At 72.4% G+C, this 21,437-nt stretch carries 19 protein-coding genes; 13 read left to right on the top strand and 6 right to left on the bottom strand.

Annotated features, from left to right (window positions below):
• Nucleotides 1–147: 147 nt before the first annotated feature.
• Nucleotides 148–1,650, bottom strand: a complete 1,503-nt coding sequence (locus ISU07_RS10115) for a leucyl aminopeptidase (RefSeq protein WP_194706652.1) — start codon at nt 1,648–1,650, stop codon at nt 148–150.
• A 165-nt stretch (nt 1,651–1,815) separates the two neighbouring features.
• On the opposite strand from ISU07_RS10115, the gene gcvT reads away from it, so the two are divergent.
• The 8 genes from gcvT to ISU07_RS10075 are packed head-to-tail and all read left to right on the top strand — an operon-like array spanning nt 1,816 to nt 9,830.
• Complete coding sequence (gene gcvT / locus ISU07_RS10110; protein ID WP_194706651.1) at nt 1,816–2,919, top strand: glycine cleavage system aminomethyltransferase GcvT; 1,104 nt, start codon at nt 1,816–1,818, stop codon at nt 2,917–2,919.
• Nucleotides 2,916–3,176 carry a hypothetical protein gene (locus ISU07_RS10105; RefSeq protein ID WP_194706650.1) on the top strand — a complete coding sequence of 87 codons (261 nt, stop codon included), beginning with the start codon at nt 2,916–2,918 and terminating at the stop codon, nt 3,174–3,176. The genes gcvT and ISU07_RS10105 overlap by 4 nt, the downstream gene beginning before the upstream one ends.
• A gap of 25 nt (nt 3,177–3,201) precedes the next feature.
• A complete protein-coding gene (locus ISU07_RS10100) occupies nt 3,202–4,491 on the top strand; it encodes a TolB-like translocation protein (protein WP_194706649.1) in 1,290 nt (429 codons plus the stop codon).
• A gap of 36 nt (nt 4,492–4,527) precedes the next feature.
• The gene (locus tag ISU07_RS10095; RefSeq protein ID WP_194706648.1) at nt 4,528–6,102 is read left to right on the top strand and encodes a SigE family RNA polymerase sigma factor; all 1,575 of its coding nucleotides are present in this window, start codon (nt 4,528–4,530) and stop codon (nt 6,100–6,102) included.
• Nucleotides 6,103–6,115: 13 nt separating this feature from the next.
• Nucleotides 6,116–7,666, top strand: a complete 1,551-nt coding sequence (locus ISU07_RS10090) for a sigma factor-like helix-turn-helix DNA-binding protein (protein ID WP_194706647.1) — start codon at nt 6,116–6,118, stop codon at nt 7,664–7,666.
• Nucleotides 7,667–7,702: 36 nt separating this feature from the next.
• Complete coding sequence (locus tag ISU07_RS10085; RefSeq protein WP_194706646.1) at nt 7,703–8,545, top strand: PhzF family phenazine biosynthesis protein; 843 nt, start codon at nt 7,703–7,705, stop codon at nt 8,543–8,545.
• 9 nt (nt 8,546–8,554) lie between these two features.
• Nucleotides 8,555–9,349: a thymidylate synthase gene (locus tag ISU07_RS10080; RefSeq protein ID WP_194706645.1), complete on the top strand. Its 795-nt coding sequence runs from the start codon at nt 8,555–8,557 to the stop codon at nt 9,347–9,349.
• Complete coding sequence (locus ISU07_RS10075) at nt 9,339–9,830, top strand: dihydrofolate reductase (protein ID WP_194706644.1); 492 nt, start codon at nt 9,339–9,341, stop codon at nt 9,828–9,830. The genes ISU07_RS10080 and ISU07_RS10075 overlap by 11 nt, the downstream gene beginning before the upstream one ends.
• A 1-nt stretch (nt 9,831) precedes the next feature.
• On the opposite strand, the gene ISU07_RS10070 is transcribed toward ISU07_RS10075, so the two are convergent.
• From ISU07_RS10070 to ISU07_RS10060, 3 genes are read right to left on the bottom strand one after another with little or no spacing between them, the layout of a single operon-like run.
• A complete protein-coding gene (locus tag ISU07_RS10070) occupies nt 9,832–10,698 on the bottom strand; it encodes an alpha/beta fold hydrolase (RefSeq protein ID WP_194706643.1) in 867 nt (288 codons plus the stop codon).
• Nucleotides 10,695–11,813, bottom strand: coding sequence for an FUSC family protein (locus ISU07_RS10065; RefSeq protein ID WP_194706642.1), 1,119 nt, complete (start codon nt 11,811–11,813; stop codon nt 10,695–10,697). Before ISU07_RS10065 ends, ISU07_RS10070 begins: the two co-directional genes overlap by 4 nt.
• Nucleotides 11,814–11,823: 10 nt before the next feature.
• On the bottom strand, nt 11,824–12,399 hold the full coding sequence (locus ISU07_RS10060; protein ID WP_194706641.1) for an AAA family ATPase: 576 nt from the start codon (nt 12,397–12,399) through the stop codon (nt 11,824–11,826).
• 63 nt (nt 12,400–12,462) lie between these two features.
• Here ISU07_RS10060 and ISU07_RS10055 point away from each other — a divergent pair, with 63 nt between their 5' ends.
• The 5 genes from ISU07_RS10055 (at nt 12,463) to ISU07_RS10035 (ending at nt 17,337) form a co-directional block, all read left to right on the top strand.
• On the top strand, nt 12,463–12,918 hold the full coding sequence (locus ISU07_RS10055; RefSeq protein ID WP_194706640.1) for a GNAT family N-acetyltransferase: 456 nt from the start codon (nt 12,463–12,465) through the stop codon (nt 12,916–12,918).
• 5 nt (nt 12,919–12,923) lie between these two features.
• The gene (locus ISU07_RS10050) at nt 12,924–13,862 is read left to right on the top strand and encodes an LLM class F420-dependent oxidoreductase (RefSeq protein WP_323742529.1); all 939 of its coding nucleotides are present in this window, start codon (nt 12,924–12,926) and stop codon (nt 13,860–13,862) included.
• Between the two features lie 148 nt (nt 13,863–14,010).
• On the top strand, nt 14,011–14,913 hold the full coding sequence (dapA, locus tag ISU07_RS10045; RefSeq protein WP_194706639.1) for a 4-hydroxy-tetrahydrodipicolinate synthase: 903 nt from the start codon (nt 14,011–14,013) through the stop codon (nt 14,911–14,913).
• 8 nt (nt 14,914–14,921) lie between these two features.
• On the top strand, nt 14,922–16,613 hold the full coding sequence (locus ISU07_RS10040; protein WP_194706638.1) for a ribonuclease J: 1,692 nt from the start codon (nt 14,922–14,924) through the stop codon (nt 16,611–16,613).
• 118 nt (nt 16,614–16,731) lie between these two features.
• Entirely contained in the window at nt 16,732–17,337 is a 606-nt protein-coding gene (locus ISU07_RS10035) for a hypothetical protein (protein WP_194706637.1), read from the top strand.
• Between the two features lie 108 nt (nt 17,338–17,445).
• Here ISU07_RS10035 and ISU07_RS10030 read toward each other — a convergent pair whose 3' ends face one another.
• Both ISU07_RS10030 and ISU07_RS10025 read right to left on the bottom strand, forming a co-directional pair.
• Nucleotides 17,446–19,068, bottom strand: coding sequence for an HAD-IB family hydrolase (locus ISU07_RS10030; protein WP_194706636.1), 1,623 nt, complete (start codon nt 19,066–19,068; stop codon nt 17,446–17,448).
• Nucleotides 19,055–21,370: a glycerol-3-phosphate 1-O-acyltransferase gene (locus tag ISU07_RS10025; protein WP_194706635.1), complete on the bottom strand. Its 2,316-nt coding sequence runs from the start codon at nt 21,368–21,370 to the stop codon at nt 19,055–19,057. The genes ISU07_RS10030 and ISU07_RS10025 overlap by 14 nt, the downstream gene beginning before the upstream one ends.
• Nucleotides 21,371–21,437 lie beyond the last annotated feature (67 nt).

The following is a 21,437-nucleotide window of genomic DNA, read 5'->3' as shown; positions in this document are numbered from 1 at the left end:
CTGGCGGCTCGTCGTGAGGGACGAGCGACGAGTGGGTAGGCGGCGGGATCTTCTCGTGCAGCCGCCGGCGACCACGGTCCCGAAGCCCGCCGCAGGCGAACCAAGAACAACAACCCAGACAACCCCGCCAGCGGCGGAAACCATGGCTCAGGCGTCGACGAGCGACCTCGCGTAGTCGACCAGAGTCGCGACGGCGAAGCCCGTACCGCCGGAGGTGACGTGGCCGTAGGGGCCGCCGGTGTTGAACGCCGTACCGGCGATGTCGAGGTGGGCCCAGGGGAGGCCGGCGGTGAACTCGCGCAGGTAAGCCGCGGCGAACAGGCCGCCGCCCCAGCGGATGCCGTCGTGCTGGAGCAGGTCGGCGATCTTGCTGGACTTGACCCGGTCGACGATCGCGTCGGGGATCGGCATGGGCCACAGCCCCTCGCCGGCGGAGTCGCCGGCGGCGAGCACCGCGCCGACGACCTCGTCGGAGCCGAGCACACCCGCGACCCGGTCGCCCAGGGCGATGACCATGTGGCCGGTCAGCGTGGCGACGTCGATGATCACGTCCGGCTTGCTCTCGGTGGCGCGGACGATCGCGTCGGCGAGGATCAGCCGGCCCTCGGCGTCGGTGTTCATCACCTCGATGGTCGTGCCGCCGTACTGGGTGATCACGTCGCCCGGGCGCATCGCGCTGCCGGAGACCATGTTCTCGGCCATCGGCGCGAACGCGGACACCTTGATGGGCAGGCCGAGCTTGGCGATCGCGAACGTCGCCTGCACCACCGCCGCCGCACCCGCCATGTCGCACTTCATCGTCGTCATGCCGGAGGCGGGCTTGATGGACAGACCGCCGGAGTCGTAGGTGATGCCCTTGCCCACGAGGGCGAGGTGCGCGACCGCGTCGGCGGGCTCGTAGGTCAGCTCGACCATCCGCGGCGGCGCCGACGACCCGCGGCCGACGCCGAGGATGCCGCCACAGCCCAGCTCGGCCAGCGACTTCTCGTCGAAGACCTTCACCTGCACCTTCACGCCGCGGCCGAGCTTCTTGCCGGCCGCCGTGACGGCGTCGGCGAACTCCGGCGGGCGGAGGTCGGCGGCGGGCACGTTCACCCAGTCCCGCGCGTCGCGGACGGCCTCGGCGACCAGCAGCGCCTCGTCCATCGCCGTGACGGCGGCCTGCTGCCGGGCGATCGGGGACAGCAGGGCCACCGTGTTGGCGCCCTTGTCCTTGGAGCCCTTCGCTCCGTTGTGCTTGTACGCCGTGAACGTGTACGCGCCGAGGTCGAAGCCCTCCGCGACCGCGCGCACCCGCTCGGGCGTGTCCGCCGGCAGCGCCAGCGCGACCGACGACGCGTTGCTGATCGACCGGGACGCGACGCCGGCGGCGCGTCGCAGCGCGACGTGCCCCGGGTCCTCGCCGAGGCCGACGATCACCAGCAGCGGCGAGGAGATCACGCCGTTCGTGGGCAGCTTCACCACCTCGCCGGGCTTGCCGCCGAACCCGAGCGTCGAGAGCAGCGGACGCAGCTTGCGGCCGTACGCCTCGGTGACGTCCTCCGCGCCGGCGGCCAGCCGCACGTCCTTGCCGGACTGCTCGGCACCCACGACGACCACGTCGGAGCGGGTCTTCGCCGGGCTGGCGCTGCGCAGGTGGTACGTCGTCACCCGCGCACTCTAGCCACGCGCGCCCGTCCTGCCGCTCGTCCCGGTCTGGGTAGGGTTCGCGGGTCTCGACGCGCGGTGGCGACCTCGCACGCTCGGTCGCCCGCTTGCTCGACCTGGCGACCCACGTCGTGCACTCCTTCGTCGTGCCCGACTAGGGTCGCTCACATGGCCGACCTGTTGCCGTCACCGCTGCACGACCGGCACGTCGCGCTGGGCGCGAAGTTCGCCGAGTTCGGCGGCTGGAGCATGCCGCTGGAGTACCCCTCCGGCGTGGTGAAGGAGCACACCGCCGTCCGGGAGGCCGTCGGCATCTTCGACGTCAGCCACCTCGGCAAGGCGATGGTCACCGGCGCCGGCGCGGCGGCACACGTCAACGCCACGCTGAGCAACGACCTGGGCAAGATCGCGCCCGGCCAGGCGCAGTACACGCTGTGCTGCGACGACGCGACCGGCGGCATCGTCGACGACCTGATCGCCTACTTCCACGACGACGAGCACGTCCTGCTGGTGCCGAACGCCGCGAACACCGCCGAGGTGGTCCGCCGCCTGGCCGAAGCCGCGCCCGCGGGCGTGGAGGTCGTCGACCACCACACGGAGTACGCCGTGCTGGCGGTGCAGGGCACGAAGTCGGACGAGGTCCTCACCGCCGTCGGCCTGCCGGCCGGCCACGCGTACATGTCGTTCGTCGAGGCCGACTTCGGCGGCAGCGGCGTGGTCGTGTGCCGCACCGGCTACACCGGCGAGCGCGGCTACGAGCTGATCGCCCGCAACGAGGTCGCCGGCGAGCTCTGGGACGCGCTGCTGGCGGCCGGCCAGGAGCACGGCATGCTGCCGTGCGGCCTCGGCGCCCGGGACACCCTGCGCACCGAGATGGGCTACCCGCTGCACGGCCAGGACATCACCATCGAGGTCACGCCCAACCAGGCGCGCCTCGGCTGGGCGGTCGGCTGGAAGAAGGACCGCTTCTGGGGACGCGAGGCCCTGCTCGCCGAGAAGGAAGCGGGTCCGACGCGGTTGCTGCGCGGCCTGGTCGCCGCGGGCCGCGGCATCCCGCGTCCGGGCATGCTGGTCTTCCTGGCCCCCGACGTACCCCTGGGCTCCATCACCTCCGGCACGTTCAGCCCGACGTTGCGTCAAGGGATCGGGATGGCCCTGCTGCCGTCGTTCGTGAACCCGGAGGCCGAGCTGACGGTGGACGTCCGCGGCCGCCGCGAGCTGTTCCGCTCGGCCAAGGTCCCGTTCGTCGACCCCTCGGTGCGTGAGTCGTGAACCTCCCCGAGCAGCCGCCCACGTTCCGACCGCCGTCCGCGGCGGAGCGGCCGTGGTGGTGGCGCCTCGAGGACGACGGCGGGGCCGAGGTGGAGGTCACCGAGGAGTACGCCGGCCAGCGGTTCGTGTCCCAGGCCGACGCCGAGTCGTGGGTGGGCGAGACGTGGGCCGAGCTCGCCGAGGAGGGCGTCGCCGGCGTGACGCTCTTCGAGGGGGACCGAGCGGTCTACGGGCCGATGTCGCTCTCCGCCGGCTGACCCCGAAGGGGCGCACACTGGGGGTGTGCCCCAGCGATCGTCGCGCGAGCAGGACTACGCGGCGTACGTCGAGGCCCGCGGCCCGACGCTGGTCCGCTGCCTCGTCGTGCGCGGGCTGCCCCTGCCCCGCGCCCAGTCCGCGGCAACGGAGGCGTTCGCCGACCTGCGCGGCGACTGGGACGAGCTCGTGCACTGGGGGGACGTGGACGAGGCCCTGTTCGCACCGGGTGAGATCGCCGCGCTGCTCGACGACGAGTCGGTCCCGCCCCCGGCGCCGTTCTCCTACGACCGGGTCCGCGCCGTCCTGGCACGACGCCGGCGGCGGCAGTGGCGCATCGCCGGTGCGCAGACGGGGGCCGCCTCCATCGCCCTCGTGGTGGCCACGCTGGTCGCCGGCTCCGCTCAGCCGCCGCCCCGGAAGCCCGACCACTCGCTCGGCAGGGTGGCCGTGGCGGCCGTGCCCAACGACACAGGCGTCGTGTGGTGGGCCGACGGCACCCTGCACCTCGCCGACGTCGCGCTGGAGGTCGGCGACGTGCGCCGTCTGGTGGCGGCAGGTGGAGCGGCGGCGTACCTGGACGGCCAGGGCCGGCTGGTCGCGGCGTACCCCGACGGGCACCGCACCCTTCTCGGCCGCCCGACGTCGGGCTCGTCGCTGGTGTCCTCCCCGGTCGGCCTGGTGGCGTGGGTGGACGCGAGCCGGCCGGCGGTGCAGCGGCTGGTCGTCTGGGACCTGACGGCGGAGCGCCAGGTCGCCGGCGTCGTGGTCTCGGGGCTGCGCACCGAGCCGACCGGCTTCGACGGCGGCTGGCTGACCTTCCGCATCGGCACCACGGACTGGGTGTGGAACCCGCGCGGTGGTGACCCGCGCCAGACGGGCGACGGTGCGCCGAAGGCCGACGGCGACGAGTGGACGTCGTTGGTGGACACCGTGGTGGGCAGCCGACTGGAGCAGGTCGGCTGGACGATGCGGGTGGTGCACACCCGTACCGGCCGGATGACGTACTTCCCGGGCTTCGTCGACGGCGCGCTCTCGCCGGACGGTCGACGGGTCCTGGCCCGGCCGGTCGGCGGTGAGCCGCAGCTGTACGACGCGCACTCCGGCGAGCGCCTCGACACCTGGTACCCCGGCGGCTGGCGCCTCCTCGACGCCACGTTCGTCGACGACGACCGGGTCGCGTGGCTGACCGAGCGCGACGACGGACGCGCGTTCCTGGTCGTGTGCGGGTCGCCGGGGGCCCCGATGGACTGCTCGACGCCCGAGGACCTGCACGCCGAGGGAACCCCGGTCATCGCGAGGGACACCACCGGCTAGGACCCGATCCCTGGGAGCACGCGGCAGGATGGTGGGGTGCGCGCCGACCCCGACTTCACGGCGTACGTCGTCGCGCGCTGGGCGCCTGCCGTGCGGGTGCTGGTCGTGCTCGGGGTGCCGCCGGAACGCGCCGACGAGCTCGCGGTGGAGACGTTCGCCCGTCTGCTGCCGGACTGGGCCCGGATGCGGCGCGAGGGCGACGTGGACGTCGAGCTGGGCCGCGTCGTGCTGGACGCCTGGGCCCGGCAGCGCGGCGCGGCGTCCGAGCCCGCGGAGCGCGAGCGGACGCCGGTCGCCGCCGGCCGGGTGCTGACCCGCGAGCTCGAGGAGCAGCTCGCGATGCTCGACCGGCTCGCCGTCGGTCTGGCCGGTGTCGACGAGACGACGCGGCTGACGGTCGTGCTCCGGCACCTGGGCGAGCTCGAGGTGGAGCAGGTCGGTGACGTCCTCGGCGAGCCGCCCGCGGAGGTCGGCCGCCGGCTGTCCGCGGCCGCCCTCGCCCTGGACCTGGTGCCGCTGGACCCCGCCTGTCACGCGGCCGCCGGTGCCATCGACGTACCTCCGCCTCCCGTCGACCGCGTCGTCGCGACGGCGGCCGCCACCCGTCGGCGCCGCTGGCTGGTGTCGGCCGGCGCCGCGGCCGCCCTGGTGCTCGTCGTCGGCGCGGCGTTCGTCATCACGCGTCCCGACCCGCCGCGCGTGCGGGCGCTGGACCCGCTGGACGTCACCGAGGTCGAGAACCCGGTCGGCGCCGTGTGGTGGCTGGACGGGACGTTGCACCTCGCCCACGGCACCGCCCCGGTGCCCGACGTCGTGCAGATCGCCGACGCCGGGTTCGGGATCGCGTACGCAGACTCCGACGGGAACGTCGTCTGGCTCACCGACGACGGCAGGCGCGAGCGCATCGGGAGCCTGGACACCGCGACCGCTCTCGTGGCGCAGGGGTCCGCGGGTCGGGTGGCGTGGCTCGAGCCCGGGAGCGGAGACCTCGTCGTCTGGTCGGCGGTGGCTCAGGACGTCGTCCTGGCCCGGCCCCGCGCGACCGACTCCCGGCTGATCGGGTGGGACCGGGACCGGCTCTACTTCCACCAGGAGGGTCGGGACCACTCGGTGGACTTCATCAACCTGAGCGGCTCCGAGGTGACGACCGTCGACCCGCCGGACAACCTCCCGACCTCGCAGCTGGTCGACGTCGCGTCCGGGGCCGAGCTCCGACGCCAGGACGGCGTGCTCTCCACCACGCAGCCGTTCTTCAGCGTCTCGCCGCCGGTCTCGGGGCTCACCGGCGCCTTGTCGCCGGACGGCAACTACGTGCTGACGCTCGACGGAAGCGGGGTGCCGTCGGCCTACGACGCGCGCAACGGCCAGCGGTACCCCTCCTGGTTCGACCCCACGTGGGGACCCGTCGCTGCCGCGTTCACGCGCGACGACCGCGTGGTGTGGGTGGCCGACGAGCACAACGGGTCCTACGGGCTGGTCGACTGCCAGGTCGAGGAGCGTCTGGTGACCGCGTTCGACCCGGACGCGCAGCGCTGCGACCGCCCGCTCGACGTCAGCGGGGTGCCGGTGCTCGCCGACGTGCGGCCGGGGCTCGTCCCGGACGGGTCCTGACGGGAGCCGACACGTGACCAGGGACCGGGACTTCACGGCGTACGTCCTCGCTCGGTGGCCGCTGGTCGCGCGGGCGTACGTGCTGCTCGGCGTGCCCGTGGCGGTCGCCGAGTCGCTCACCCGCGAGGTGTTCGCCGAGGTGCTGCCCCGCTGGGGCTCGCTGCAGCGCGACGGCGACCTGGGTGTCGAGCTGGCGCAGGTGGTGGTGGACCGGTGGGCGAGGGCCGGAGCCAAGCCCGCTCCCCAGCCGATGATGGTGCCGACCCCGCTGCTGCTGACCTCCGAGCTCGAGCAACGGATGGCGCTGCTGGTGCGGCTGGGCGACGGGCTGGCCGGGCTCGACGAGACCACACGGCTGGCGGTCGTCCTCCACCACCTCCTGGGCCTCGACCTGGCGGAGGTCGCGGCCGTGCTCGGCGCGACGCCGGCCGCCGTCCGGTACCGCGTCCAGGACGCCGCGCACACCCTGGACCTGGGGTCGCTGGGCCTCGCGTGCCCCGAGGCGGCCGCCGCCATCGGCGTGTCGCCGCCCGACCTGGCGGGCATCGAGGCACGGTTCCGCGCGAGCCGCCGCCGTCGGTGGCTGGCGTCCGGTGCGATCGGGGCCGCGGTGGTCCTGGTGGCAGCCGGCGTCACCCTTCTCGTCCGGCCAGCTCCCGAGCCCACGCTGGACCCGCTCCCCGTGACGCCGGCGGACAACCCCGTGGGCGTCGCGTGGTGGCTCGGCGGCACCCTGCACCTGGACACGGGGACGGTCCGAGTCTCCGGGGTCCGTCATCTGGTGGAGTCCGGTGACCTGGTCGTGTACGGGGACGGCGACGGGCAGGTGGTCGCGGTCGGGGAGGACGGCTCCCGTCAGGTGCTGGGCACCATGGACGTGGGGACGTCACTGGTCTCCTCGCAGCGCGCGGGTCTGGTCGCCTGGCTGGAGCCCGACCAGGGCGACCTGGTCGTGTGGTCGGCCGCCGGCAGCCGGGTCGTGGGCACGCTGCCGACGGTCCGCGACACCGTGCTGGTCGGCTGGGACCGGGACCGCCTCTACTTCCGGGACGACTTCATCGACCAGTCGCTGACCGTGGGGAGTGACGAGCTCGTGGTCTCCACGGTGTCGCCGCCCGTGAGCGGGGCCCTCGGTCCGCTGGTGGACGTAGCGGCCGAAGTGCAGCTCTGGCCAGAGCGCGGGCTCTCCCTCACGGTCGTGCACCCGGTGGACCGCGCCGAGGTCGTGGTGCCCGGCACCTCGGGCCAGCTCTCGCCGGACGGTCGCTTCGTCGTCACCGTCGGGAGACCGGGCGGCCCCGCGGCGTACGACGCGGCCACGGGTGAGGCGATGGGGACCTGGTTCCCCGACGACTGGACGCCCATGGCGGCCGCGTTCACCTCGGAGGGCCGGGTCGTGTGGTCGGTGTCGCGGGTCGGGTCCTACACCCTCATCGACTGCCTGGTGGCCCGGGGATACGTGAACTCGTTCGCCGTCGACTCGGAGCCGTGCACACCGCGGCTCGACCTCCACGGCGTGCCCGTGCTGGCGGGCGGCGAGCCGGGCCTGGTGCCGTCGACCTGACGGCGACGATCTGGCCGGCGAGCGGTTGAATGCCCCATGCGCAGCTTCCGCCAGGTCGACGTCTTCTCCGCCGAGCCGTTCCGGGGCAACCCGGTCGCCGTGGTGCACGACGCCGACGGGCTCTCCGAGGAGGACATGGCCCGGTTCGCGAACTGGACGAACCTGTCGGAGACGACGTTCCTCCTGAGTCCGACGACCGATGACGCGGACTACCGGTTGCGGATCTTCACACCGAGCGCCGAGCTGCCCTTCGCCGGGCACCCCACGATCGGGTCGGCCCACGCGTGGCTGGAGGCGGGAGGCACGCCGCGGACCGAGGGCCGCCTGGTACAGGAGTGCGGGGCCGGGCTCGTGGAGCTGCGGTCCGGGGAGAGGCTGGCCTTCGCCGGGCCACCGTTCATCCGCTCGGGCGCGGTGTCGGAGGAGGACCGGGAGCGGATCGTCCGGGCGCTGCGGATCGACCCGTCGCAGGTCCGCGACCTGGAGTGGATCGACAACGGGCCCGGCTGGGTCGGGGTGCTCCTGGACTCCGCGGACGAGGTGCTGGCCATCGAGCCCGACTGGTCGGCGGCGATGGGCATGGACATCGGCGTCGTCGGGTCCTACCCCGAGGGCAGCGAGTGCGCCGTGGAGATCCGCGCGTTCTGCCCGGGCTACGGCATCAGCGAGGACCCGGTCACGGGCAGCCTGAACGCGGGCGTGGCGCAGTGGCTGGCCGGGGACCGGTTGCCGGCGTCGTACGTCGCCTCCCAGGGCACCGTCCTGGGCCGGCGTGGCCGGGTGTACATCGACCGCCGTCCCGAGAGCTGGGGCGACACCGTCTGGGTCGGCGGGGACGCGCGGACTTCCATCACCGGGACCGTCGGTCTCGGCGAGTAGTTTGGCGCCATGCGGGCCTACCTCGACCTCCTCCAGCGGATCCTCGACGAGGGCGCGGCGAAGAGCGACCGCACCGGCACCGGCACGCTGTCGGTGTTCGGGCACCAGATGCGGTTCGACCTGACCGAGGGCTTCCCGCTGGTGACGACCAAGAAGATCCACACGCGGTCGGTGTTCGCCGAGCTGCTCTGGTTCCTGCGCGGCGACACCAACGTGAAGTGGCTCCAGGACCGCGGTGTGACGATCTGGGACGAGTGGGCCGACAGCGACGGCGACCTCGGCCCGGTCTACGGCTACCAGTGGCGCTCGTGGCCGACGCCCGACGGCCGGCACGTCGACCAGATCGCCGAGGTGGTGCAGCAGATCCGCGAGAACCCCGACAGCCGGCGGCACATCGTCTCGGCCTGGAACGTCGCCGACATCCCCCAGATGGCCCTCGCTCCGTGCCACACGATGTTCCAGTTCTACGTCGCCGACGGTGCGCTCTCGTGCCAGCTCTACCAGCGGTCCGCCGACGTGTTCCTCGGCGTGCCGTTCAACATCGCGTCGTACGCCCTGCTCACCCACATGGTCGCCCAGGTCACCGGGCTCCGGGTCGGCGATTTCGTGCACACCCTCGGCGACGCACACCTCTACGTGAACCACCTGGAGCAGGCTCGGCTCCAGCTGACCCGCTCGCCCCGCGCGCTGCCGAGGCTGGTGCTCGACCCGTCGGTCACCGAGCTGGACGGCTTCGACCTCGAGCACATCGCGGTCGAGGGCTACGACCCGCACCCCGGGATCAAGGCCCCCATTGCCGTCTGACCGCATCACCCTCGTCGCCGCAGTCGCGGACAACGGGGTCATCGGGGCCTCCGGCGGCATCCCGTGGCGGATCCCGGAGGACTTCGCCCACTTCAAGCGGGTGACGCTCGGCCACACCCTGGTGATGGGCCGCGCGACCTACGACTCGATCGGGCGCGCCCTCCCCGGCCGCACCACGATCGTGCTCACCCGCGACCCGGTGTGGTCGGCCCCCGACGTGCTCGTCGCCGCATCGCTGGACGAGGCGCTCGCCCTCGCCGCCGGCCTGCCCGGCGAGGTGATGGTGGCCGGGGGAGCGGCGGTGTACGCCGCGGCGCTGCCGGTCGCCGACGCCCAGGTGCTCACCGAGGTGCACCTCTCGCCCGAGGGCGACACGTTCTACCCCTCGTGGGACAGGTCCGAGTGGGTCGAGGTACGTCGTGAGCCCGGTCCCGGTCTGGAGTGGGTCTGGTGGGAGCGGGCGTCCGCCACCCGGCCGTGACTCACCAGGTGGCGGCCAGGTCGGTGAACATCTCGTCCAGGGCACCCACGCCCACCGACAGGTGACCTTCGCCCTCCAGCAGGTGGGGCGTCGCGCCGGCGACGTGGTCGGCCAGCCAGACGCCGTGGGCGAACGGGACCATGAGGTCCTCGCTGCCCTGCCACACCGACGTCGGCACGCTGATCGACCCGAGCCCGAAGCCCCAGGGGCGCATGAACGCGAGGTCGTCGTCCAGCCAGCCGTCGACACCGGTGCGCAGTCCCTCGTGCATGTTGGTGGCCAGGGCCTCCCCGAAGTCGTCGGTGAGGAGCGCGCGGTCGACCTCGGGCAGCAACGTGGAGAGGGACTCGATGATCCCGGGACCGTCGGCCTCCAGGAGGCCGGGCCGCTGCCCATCGAGGTTGGCACGCAGGGCCGTCTCGCCCTCGAGAGCGGCGCTGAACTCCGCAACGTTCTGCTCGCCCATCCCGGCCATGAAGTCCAGTCCGTCCGCGCGGTACGGCGCGACACCGGCGATCACCAGGCAGCCGGCCGTGCGCTCGGGCCGCAGCGCCGCCATGGCCAGGGCGTGCGGGCCGCCGCCCGACCACCCGCCGGTGACGCACCGCTCGACTCCGAGGTGGTCGAGGACCTGGTCGATGTCGGCCACCACGTCGGCGACCGACCGGCCGGCGTGCCGCGTCGACGAGCCGTACCCCGCGCGCGAGTACGTGATCATCCGCAGCCCGTGCCGTTCGGCCGCCTCGGCGATCTGCGGCAGGGGGGTCACCGAGCCGGGGGTGCCGTGGTGGAAGACCAGCGGTGTCCCGTCCCCGCCCGCGTCGTCGATGTCGAGCCCGCGGCCGTCGGACAGGGTGATGGTGGTCATGGACGTGATCGTGCCACCCGGGCGCGAGCGCCTCGGCGCAGGCTCAGCGGGACCGGCGGCTGACGCATCGGGTTGGCCGCGGCCACCTCGTCCATGGCGTCGAGGATGTTGCGCAGGTTGACGATCAGGGCCCCGTGCACCGGCCACCGTGGCGACAGCTGCGCCCGCGAGCCCAGGCTGTCGACGAGCGCGTCGAGCCGGCGGCGTACGGCGTGCAGAGCCTCGGGGTCGGCCTCGCACGTCGCGCGGCCGGCGTCACCGAGCAGGGAGCTCCACTGCTCGAGGAAGTCGGCGTCCGGCACCTCGCCGCGGTCGAGCTCGGCGCCCCAGGTCCTGGCCAGGCTGCGTACCTCGGCCACCGCCTGCTCCATCCGCCGCAGCAGGTCCTGCCATCCCTGAGGATCGCGTACGTCGCGCGCCCGCCGCCGCGGGTTCATGCGCGAGCTCTCCTGTGCCTGGCGCACCAGGGACCAGGTGTGGTCGATCGCCTCGTCGAGGTCGCGGGTGTGGTCGATCCACTCCGTGACGGTCTCGGTGGTGGCCGTTCCCTCGCGGAGGGTGCCTGCCATGTCGAGCAGCAGCTCGCCGATGCCGTCGTCGAGGCGGTCCATCGCCGCGATGGTCGTGCGCGACCTCAGCGGCGGCCACACCAGCACGTTGACCAGCAGCCCGATGCCTACCCCGATACCCGTGTCGACGAGCCGGGTCAGCAGGACCGCGTCGTTGCCGAACCCGGTGGTGAGGACGACCAGCCCCGTCGTGGCGACGATGGTGATGTCGCCGCCGAACCACCGCACGCTGCCGATCACCAGGCACGCCACCATGAGGGTCGCGACCGCCCACGTGGTCGGCCCGAGCACGTGGCCGATCGCCGAGGCGAGGACGACGGCGACGACGGCCGCCGCGACCTGCTGCACACCCCGGGAGAACGTCCGGTACACGGTCGCGTGGACGACGAGGAGGGCGGCCCAGGGTGCGAGGAAGGGCTGGGAGAGGTCCAGCACGTCGGCCGCGACGACCCACGCGACGACGGCCGCCAGCACGGTCTTGGCCAGCTGCACGACGTCGTTCCAGAACACGGGGTCGCGCAGCCTCGACATGCTCCGCGCCCACATGACGTCGAGGCTAGTCACGTGCGCGTGCTGAGCCCGGCGCTCGCCCCGACGCCAGGTGGTTCGACGCTGCACGCAGCAGCTCGTCAGGAGGCAACGCAGCGTCCAGCCGCACGTACCCCGCCTCCGGCCTGACCAGCTCGTCCTGCCAGGCACGAAGCGTGGCGACCGCGGTGCCGTGCTCCCACGCGGTGCCCGGTGCGGCGTCGGTGCTCGACGCCACCTGCGACGGGCGCGGGCGTCGGCCGTCGAGGCGGGGGAGCAGGGTCGCCGGGTCGTCGGCCCACAGCTCGACGAACCGGTACCCGACCCCGGCCTCCTCGGCGACCTGCTGACCGGCCGCGAGCAGGGCCGGGTACCGGCACGGCGAGTCGACGACGACGCCGTGCCCCTGGGCCAGCAGGTCGGCCGCGAGCGCCAGCACCACGCCGTACGCCGCCGGGCCGGCGTCCGCGACGGACAGGTCGCGCTCCAGGAGGGCGCTCTTGACCACGTCGGTGTCCAGCACGACCAGGCCGTGGCCGGCCGCCAGTCCTCGCGCCAGCGTGGACTTCCCGGACCCGGGCACTCCCGACAGCTGCACCAGCACGCCAGCACCGTAACCGCGGGTCCCCTGAAAGCCTCGGCTTCCGGCACGGCATCATCAGCTGACATGACCGTGGTCAGGCCCGCCCGTCCGGAGGACGTCGACGGGCTGACGGCGGTGGCGCACGCGGCGTTCTCGCCGTACATCGGCCGCCTCGGCACCATCGAGCCCTGGCCGATGCACGTCGACTACGCCGAGAAGGTCGCGCTGGGCCACACCTGGGTGGCCGAGGACGGCGGCGAGGTGGTCGGCCTGCTCGTGCTCGAGCCGCACGACGACCACCTGCTGCTCGACATCGTCGGCGTCGCGCCCGAGCACCACGGCACCGGGATCGGCACCCGGCTGCTCGGCGTCGCAGACGAGCAGGCCCGGGCGATGGGCCTGCCCGATGTGCGGCTCTACACCAACGTCGTGATGACCGAGAACCTCGCGTACTACCCGCGGCACGGGTACGTCGAGACCCACCGCGAGCAGATCGGCCCGTACCACCGGGTGTTCTTCACCAAGACCCTGACAGGCTGAGTCGCATGGCCGGCATGGAGCTGAGGGTGTTCACCGAGCCGCAGCAGGGGGCGTCGTACGACGACCTCCTGCGCGTGGCGCAGACGGCCGAGGAGCTGGGCTTCGGGGCGTTCTTCCGCTCCGACCACTTCCTTGCCATGGGCACCGACGGGTTGCCCGGCCCGACCGACTCGTGGGTGACGCTCGGCGCGATCGCCCGCGAGACCAGCCGGATCCGGCTGGGCACCCTGGTCACCAGCGTCACGTTCCGATCGCCCGGGCTGCTGGCGATCCAGGTGGCGCAGGTCGACCAGATGAGCGGCGGCCGCGTCGAGCTCGGCATCGGTGCGGGCTGGTTCGGCCGCGAGCACGCGGCGTACGGGTTCGACTTCCCCGGGCCCTCGGAGCGCTTCGACATGCTCGAGGACCAGCTCGCGATCATCACCGGGCTGTGGGCGACCGATCATGTGTCCGGGGCCGGGTTCACCTACGAGGGCAAGCGGCACTCGGTCGTCGACTCGCCCGGTCTGCCGAAACCGCACCAGGCCAAGCCACCGGTGATCATGGGCGGCGCCGGCAAGAAGCGGTCGGCGGCGCTCGCGGCCCGGTACGCCGACGAGTACAACGTGTCGTTCGAGGCCTTCGAGGACGGGCTCCCGATCCTCGCCCGCGTGCTCCGGGCGTGCGAGGAGGCCGGCCGCGACCCGGCGACGATGACCACCTCCAGCGCCCTGGTGCTGTGCGTGGGGGCGGACGAGGCGGAGTTCCGGCGTCGGGCCGCGAACATCGGGCACGACCCCGACACCCTGCGCCGCGAGCAGCTCGGCGGGACCGTGAGCGAGGTGGTCGACAAGGTCGGCCGGTACGTCGAGTCCGGCCAGACCCGCCTGTACCTCCAGACCCTCGACCTCCAGGACCTGGACCACCTGCGGCTGGTGGCCACCGAGGTGATGCCCCACCTCTGAACCCCTCTTTCGGTGGTTGAGGTGTGAGGCCGTTCACGGCCGAGCCTCGAAACCACCTCCTGCTCGACGGATGGTGGTGTCGAGGCTCGTCGCTGGCGCTCCTCACACCTCAACCACCCAGAGATGAGCACCCGATAGCCTGGGGGCCATGACGTCCCCGGCATCCGGTCCCCGCCTCGGGCGGATGCTGACCGCGATGGCGACCGCCTTCCACGACGACGGCTCGGTCGACCTCGACGGCACCGCCCGCATCGCGGCCCACCTCGTCGACCACGGCCACGACGGCGTCGTGGTCAGCGGCACGACGGGGGAGAGCCCCACGACCACGGTCGCCGAGGACGGCGACATCCTGCGCGCGGTCAAGGACGCGGTCGGCGACCGGGCCGTGGTCGTCGCGGGCGTCGGCACCAACGCGACCGCCCACTCCGTCGAGCTGGCCCGCCAGGCCGAGAAGCTGGGCGCCGACGCGCTGCTCCTGGTCACGCCGTACTACAACAAGCCCGGCCAGGCCGGCGTCCTCCACCACTTCCGCACCGTCGTGGAGAGCACCGGCGTGCCGGTGATGCTGTACGACGTGCCCGGACGCACCGGCACGCAGATCGCGCTGGAGACCTACGCCGCCGCCAAGGAGTGGGACACCGTCGTCGCGGTCAAGGACGCGGTCGGCGACTACGCCCGGGGTGTGAAGATCATGCAGATGGGCTACGACCTGTACTCCGGCGACGACGTCTCCACCCTCGGGTGGCTGGCCCACGGCGCCCAAGGCGTCGTGTCGGTGGTCGGCCACGCCGCCGGCGACCAGATCGCCGGCATGATCCGCGACTTCCTCGCCGGCGACCACCACGCCGCGCTGGCGACCTACACCACGCTGCTGCCCGCGACCGACGCCGTCATGGGCGTGCCCAACTACGGCGCCACCACCGCCAAGGCGGCCCTGCAGCTGCTCGGCGTGCTCGACAACCGCAACGTCCGCGGCCCTCTCGTGCCGCTCACCGACGAGGAGGTGGCCGCCCTCCGCGAGGGTCTGGTCGCCTCCGGACTCATCACCTAAGGAATCTCTTGAGTCATCCCCACCCCGAGCTCTCGGCGCCGGCACCCCTGGCTGACCGTGGGCTGCGGATCACCCCGCTGGGCGGCCTCGGCGAGGTCGGCCGCAACATGACGGTCTTCGAGTACGACGGCCGGCTGCTGGTCGTCGACTGCGGCGTCCTGTTCCCCGAGGACCACCACCCCGGCGTCGACCTGATCCTCCCCGACTTCGAGGCCATCCGGGACCGGCTCGACGCCGTCGAGGCCCTGGTCCTGACCCACGGTCACGAGGACCACATCGGCGCCACGCCGTACCTCCTCCGCGAGCGTGAGGACATCCCGCTCGTGGGGTCCGAGCTGACGCTGGCGCTCCTCGACTCCAAGCTCCGCGAGCACCGCCTCAAGGAGACGGTGCACCACGTGGTCAAGGAGGGCGACCGGCTCGCGCTGGGCCCGTTCGACCTGGAGTTCGTGGCGGTCAACCACTCCATCCCCGACGCGCTCGCCGTCGCCATCCGCACGCCGGCGGGCATGGTCCTGCACACCGGCGACTTCAAGATGGACCAGCTGCCGCTGGACGGCCGGATCACCGACCTGCGGGCGTTCGCCCGGCTCGGTGAGGAGGGCGTCGACCTGTTCCTGACCGACTCGACGAACGCTGAGGTGCCCGGCTTCACCACGCCCGAGCAGGACATCGGGCCGGTGCTCGACCGGGTCTTCCACACCAGCCAGCAGCGGATCATCGTGGCCTGCTTCGCCAGCCACGTGCACCGCGTCCAGCAGATCCTCGACGCCGCCGTGGCGCACGACCGCAAGGCGGCGTACGTCGGCCGCTCGATGGTCCGCAACATGGCGATCGCCCGCGACCTGGGCTACCTGCACGTGCCGGCGGACGTGCTGGTCGACGTCAAGGACCTCGCGGAGCTCCCCCCGGAGCGGCAGGTGCTGATCTCGACGGGCAGCCAGGGGGAGCCGCTCTCGGCGCTGAGCCGGATCGCCCAGCGCAACCACCACCTCGTGCACATCGAGGAGGGCGACACCGTCATCCTGGCCAGCAGCCTGATCCCGGGCAACGAGAACGCCGTCTACCGCGTCATCAACGGCCTGGCCCGGTGGGGCGCGACCGTGGTGCACAAGGGCAACGCGCTCGTCCACGTGTCCGGCCACGCCAGCGCCGGCGAGCTGCTCTACGCCTACAACATCGTCAAGCCGCGCAACGTGATGCCCGTGCACGGGGAGATCCGGCACATGCAGGCGAACGCCGCGCTCGCCCGGCGTACCGGCGTCCCCGCCGAGAACGTCGTGATCGCCGAGGACGGCGTGGTCGTCGACCTGGTCGACGGGCAGGTCTCGATCGCGGGCAAGGTCGACTGCGGCTACGTCTTCGTGGACGGCTCCTCGATCGGCGACGTCAGCGAGTCCTCGATGAAGGACCGCCGGATCCTGGCGTCCGAGGGATTCATCTCGGTGATCGTGGTCGTGGACTCGGTCAGCGGGAAGGTGTCCGGTGGGCCGGAGATCCACGCCCGCGGGTTCGCCGAGGACATCTCGACGTTCGACGAGATCAAGCAGCCGATCATCGACGCGCTCGACCGGGCCGGGGCAGAGGGCAACAACGACGCCTACCAGCTCCAACAGGTCATCCGCCGCGTCGTGGGCCGCTGGGTCAACCGGGAGCACCGCCGCCGCCCGATGATCATCCCGGTCGTCATCGAGGCGTAAGGCCAGCGTCACCTCTGCCACCTGTCCGGAACCGCGGACCGGGCGTAGCGTCGTACCTCGACCACTTCACGGCGAAGCGGCCTCTCGGGCAGACCTTTCGGGGGAAGAGGAGGCAGCGATGTTCATCCAGGTCATCCAGGGACGGTGCTCCGATGCCGACCGGCTCAAGAAGCAGCTGGACCTGTGGGAGCAGGAGATCGGACCCGGCGCCGACGGGTGGCTCGGCTCGACCGGCGGAGTGACCGACGACGGTACGGCGGTCGCCGTGGTGCGCTTCGAGTCCCGCGACGCGGCGGACCGGAACTCGGCCCGTCCTGAGCAGGACGCGTGGTGGCGCGAGACCGAAGGCTGCTACGACGGCGAGGTCGGCTTCCGCGACTACGACGACGCGATCACGTGGCTGGGTGGCGGCTCCGACGACGCCGGCTTCGTCCAGGTGATGCGCGGCAAGGTCTCGGACGCCGACGGCTTCCGGGCGTTCAGCAACCAGCCGATGGACGGCCTCAAGGAGATGCGGCCCGAGATCATCGGCGGCACCACCGCCGTCGCCGACGACGGCGACTTCACCCAGACCATCTACTTCACCTCCGAGGCCGCCGCCCGCGAGGGCGAGAAGCAGGAGATGCCCGCCGACGTGGGTGAGGAGTTCCAGAAGGTCATGGGCGACATGAGCGAGATCACCTACCTCGACCTGCGCGACCCCTGGTTCAGCGGCCGCGCCTGACACCTGCCATTCGCGTCACTCGTGGGCGGAGTACCCGGTCAGCCGGGTGTTCCGACCACGAGTGACCCGCAACGCAGGCTCGAGATGGCTTTTCGGGTGTCGTACGGGTCACTCGGCCGTACGGCGGCGGGTCGAGGCCGACTTCTTGCTCGCGGTCTTCTTGCTCGCGGTCTTCTTGGCAGCCGTCTTCTTGGCAGCCGTCTTCTTGGCAGGGGCCTTCTTGGCAGGGGCCTTCTTGGCAGGGGCCTTCCGGGCGGGTGTCTGCTTCGGCGGCGCGGGCTCCTTGGGAGCGGGACGGGGCTCGCCGGGCCAGTGGGCGAGGGTGTCCTCGAACAGCGCCTGGACCTCGCGGGTCTTGTTGCGGATCTGGTCGGCCGGCCACGCGGAGACGTCGATCGGCGGGAGCACGGCCACCTGGACGGTGCCAGGCTTCACGGTCAGCGCGTCGCGCCACATCAGCTCGCCGGCGTTGCGGATCACCACGGGCACGACGGGGACGCCGGCCTCGCGCGCCAGGTGGAACGCGCCGGTCTTGAACGTGCCGAGCGTGGGCGTCAAGGAGCGGGTGCCCTCCGGAGCGATGACGACCGAGATGCCGTCGCGCAGCTTGGCCACGGCCGGGGCGAGCGCGTCGCGCGGGTTGCGGCCGCCCTGGCGGTCGACGAAGGCGACGCCCGCGAACCTGAACACCGGACCGAAGATCGGGTCCTTGGTCAGCTCCTGCTTGGCCACGCCGGTGAAGTCGCGGCGCAGCAGGTAGCAGATCACGAACACGTCGAGCTGGCTCTGGTGGTTGAACACGAACACCGCGGGCCGCTGCTCCCACACGTGCTGCTCGCCGACGATGTCGACCTTCACGCCGGCGAGGGCCAGGGAGTACTCCGAGGACAGCGCCATGATGGAGGAGATGGCCGTGCGCCGGCTGCCGTTCAGCAGCCCGAACGCCGCGCCGGTGCCGATGCCGGTCAGGATCCCGCCCATCGCCGCGGCCGACCGGGCGATGGTCGCCACGCTGGGCAGCCCGCGCGAGCGGAAGTCCAGCACCGGCCAGCCCTCCGAGGTCGCGTGCTCGCGCAACCGGTCCTCCGGGGTCGTCGCGGCCGGGAAGCCCACCTGGCTGAGGAAGTCGATGTCCTCGTTGCCGTTGGAGTAGGCGTACGACGCGGCGAGGTCCACCCCATGCAGCTCGGCGAAGTCGCGCACCGCGCGAGCCTTGCCGGCGCGCCACAGCGTCGGCCCGTCGGCGCGGCCGGTCAGGACGCCGTCCTCGCCGGCCTCCAGGGCGGTGCTCAGCACGTGGTCGATGCCCAGGGTCCGCGCGGCGGCCTCGAGCTGGAAGCGGGTCGCCGACGAGGCCAGCACGACGGTGTGCCCCATCCGGTGGTGGGCCTGCACCAGCTGCCAGGCCTCGGGGTAGACGCGGGCCGCGAGCTTCTTGGCGAACACCCGCTCGCCGACCGCCGACACGTCGTCCATGTGGTGCCCGTCGAGCCCGCTGAGGCCGATGGCGACCAGCTTCTCGAAGTCCTCCTCGGTCTCCACGCCGCGCACGGCCATCACCGTGGTGCGGATCGCCTCCAGCGGGCCGACCTTCCCGCTGCGGATGCGGTCGAGGTAGAAGTCGACGGCCGAGAACCCGTGGATCAGCGTGCCGTCGAAGTCGAAGAACGCCGCCACGTCCGGCCCCTGCGGGCCGGCGTACACCTGCTCGAGACGCTCAGACAACAACACCGGTGACCTCCGCTCGGTTGGCCGCGTCGAGGGACTCGATCACCTGGGCCCGCTCGATCAGGCTGGTGACGAACTCCAGATGATGGGTACGCCGGCGCTCGAGGTCCGCGGGCGTCTCGGTGTCACGCGGGGCGAGCAGGCCGAAGTTGTCCTTGAGGTCCAGGGCTGAGGCGAACAGCTCCCGCGACACCGACTCGGGGGAGTGCAGCCGACGTTGCAGGAGCATCTGCTGACCCACCCGGTCGCAGTCGTCGAGCAGGGCCGTCTTGTCCACCGGGGCCGAGGGGTCGAGGTGCGCCAGCCGGTCCGCGACCACGAGCTGGGCGTCCAGGAACGACCGCAGCACGCGGTGCGCCATCAGCACACCCGAGCCGCGCAGCGCCTCCAGCGGGTCGGTGGCCCCGGGGGCGAGCAGCGCGAGCTCCTCGCGCAGCTCCCGCTCGAACGTGTCCCGGTCGGGGAAGAAGAACTCGAACTTGAGCAGGTCCCGGATCCGCTTCGCCTCGGTCCAGCCGGTCAGCTCGGGGTTCTTCGAGTCCTGCTGCGCCAGCCGTTGGGAGGTCCAGAGCAGGGACAGCTCCAGGATCGCCCGGTTCACGAACCAGTGGATGGCGTTGTTGCGGTAGAAGGCGGCGACCAGGTGCTGGCCGCGCTCGATCGCGTAGATCGGCTCCTCGCCCTTGTCGAAGACCGTGACGACCTTCGCCCGCACCAGGTCCGAGAGCACGCTGCTCAGGCCGTCGGCGTCGGACAGCAGCTCGAGCCCCGTCGACGGGAGCGCGCGGGCCTCGATGTAGGCGAGCACCGGCCGCAGGATCTGCTGGATCTGGGTGAGCGTGAGCGACTGGTCGCGGACGCCGAGGAGGGTCAGGGCGAGCAGGCCGTTGGCGGTCAGCGGCGAGGTCCGGTTGATGCCGACCGCGACCTCGAAGGCGATCTTGTGCAGCGCGGCCCGGTTGTCGTCGTCCGACGCGCCGGCCCCGGGCAGCCACGAGCGCATCGCGATGGGCTCGCCGAAGCGGACGTGGGCCGACCCGCCGTGGGTGCGCCGCTGCGAGCGGGCGTACTCGGCCAGCCACTTCAGGCCCTCGGCCTGCTTCTTGGCGCCGGCCTGCTCGGCGGCCATCTTCGAGACCTCGAACAGGCGGTCGTAGGTGATCGACGTGGGCACCAGGTAGACGTCCTCGACGCGCCCGCTCTGCACCGCCTGGGCGACGTACCGGAGCAGTCCGTACCTCGGCGTGCGGATCTTGCCGGTGCGCGAGCGGCCGCCCTCGAAGTACCACTCCAGGTTGAAGCGCTTGGACAGCAGGAACGCGAAGTACTCCTGCACCACGGACTTGTAGATCTCGTCGTCGCCGAAGCTGCGCCGGATGAAGACGATGCCGGCGCGCCGAGCCAGGTCGCTGATCGGCCAGATCCGGAGGTTCGCCCCGCCCATCACGTGGTTGCGCGGGAAGTCGTTGCGGGCCAGCACGTCGCCGAGCACGAGCGTGTCGACGTACGACCGGTGCGCGGGAAGGAACACCAGCGCGTAGCGCTTGTTGAGCTCCCGCAGCCGGGCCAGCCCCGACTCGTCGGCCAGCACGTGCCAGGTCGAGGAGTGCAGCGGCTCCATCATCGCGTAGAACATGTCGACCGCCGCGCGGCTCTGCACCGCGACCAGCTCGTCGAGGCACTCCTCGGCCTTCTCCAGACCCTCGGCCGCGGTGAGGCCCATCTCCGCGGCGACGCCGGCGATCTCGTCGCGGAACTCCTTGCGGGCCAGGATCTCCTCGCTGACGGCGTGCGGCACCTTGTAGCGGTTGCCGATCTCCGCACGCTCCTCGCGCTCGAGGGTGACCACGGCCGACCGCCGGACGAACGCGCCGAACGACTCGGGGTCCGTCGCGTCACCGGAGGTATCGGTGAAGCGCTTGCGCAGCTCGGACAGAAGGGCGGGCTCGCCGTCGATGACCCGCCGACGGCCGGGGGAGAGGGCTGCCAGCCGGCGGGAGAGCCAGGTGGCCGGCCGCTTGGGCGTGGCCAGCAGCGCGAGCTCGGAGAGCCGTGACATGCCGGGTCGCCGCTCGACGGTGGGCAGCCAGGCCACGCGCACCGGCACGACCAGCGCCTCGTCGTACGCCGCCAGGGCCGCACCCAGACCGGCGCCGGTGCCGTTGACCGCGTCGAGCACCTCCGAGACCTCGGGGTCGTGCTCGCGGGCCCACGCCTCGATGACGGGCCGCTCCACCGACGCGGCGTCGACCGCGACGGCGATCACCGGGACCGATGCCTCACCGGGCACACCCACTGGGCTCACCAGCACTCCTTCCGGGCAGGTCTTCATCCTGTCAGAGAACGAGGGCCCCACCGGAAGGTTCCGGTGG

This window comes from Nocardioides islandensis (assembly GCF_015352455.1).
Lineage (GTDB): Bacteria > Actinomycetota > Actinomycetes > Propionibacteriales > Nocardioidaceae > Nocardioides > Nocardioides islandensis.
Note: the sequence above shows the minus strand (reverse complement) of the source record. Positions and strands in the feature narration are given on the sequence as shown.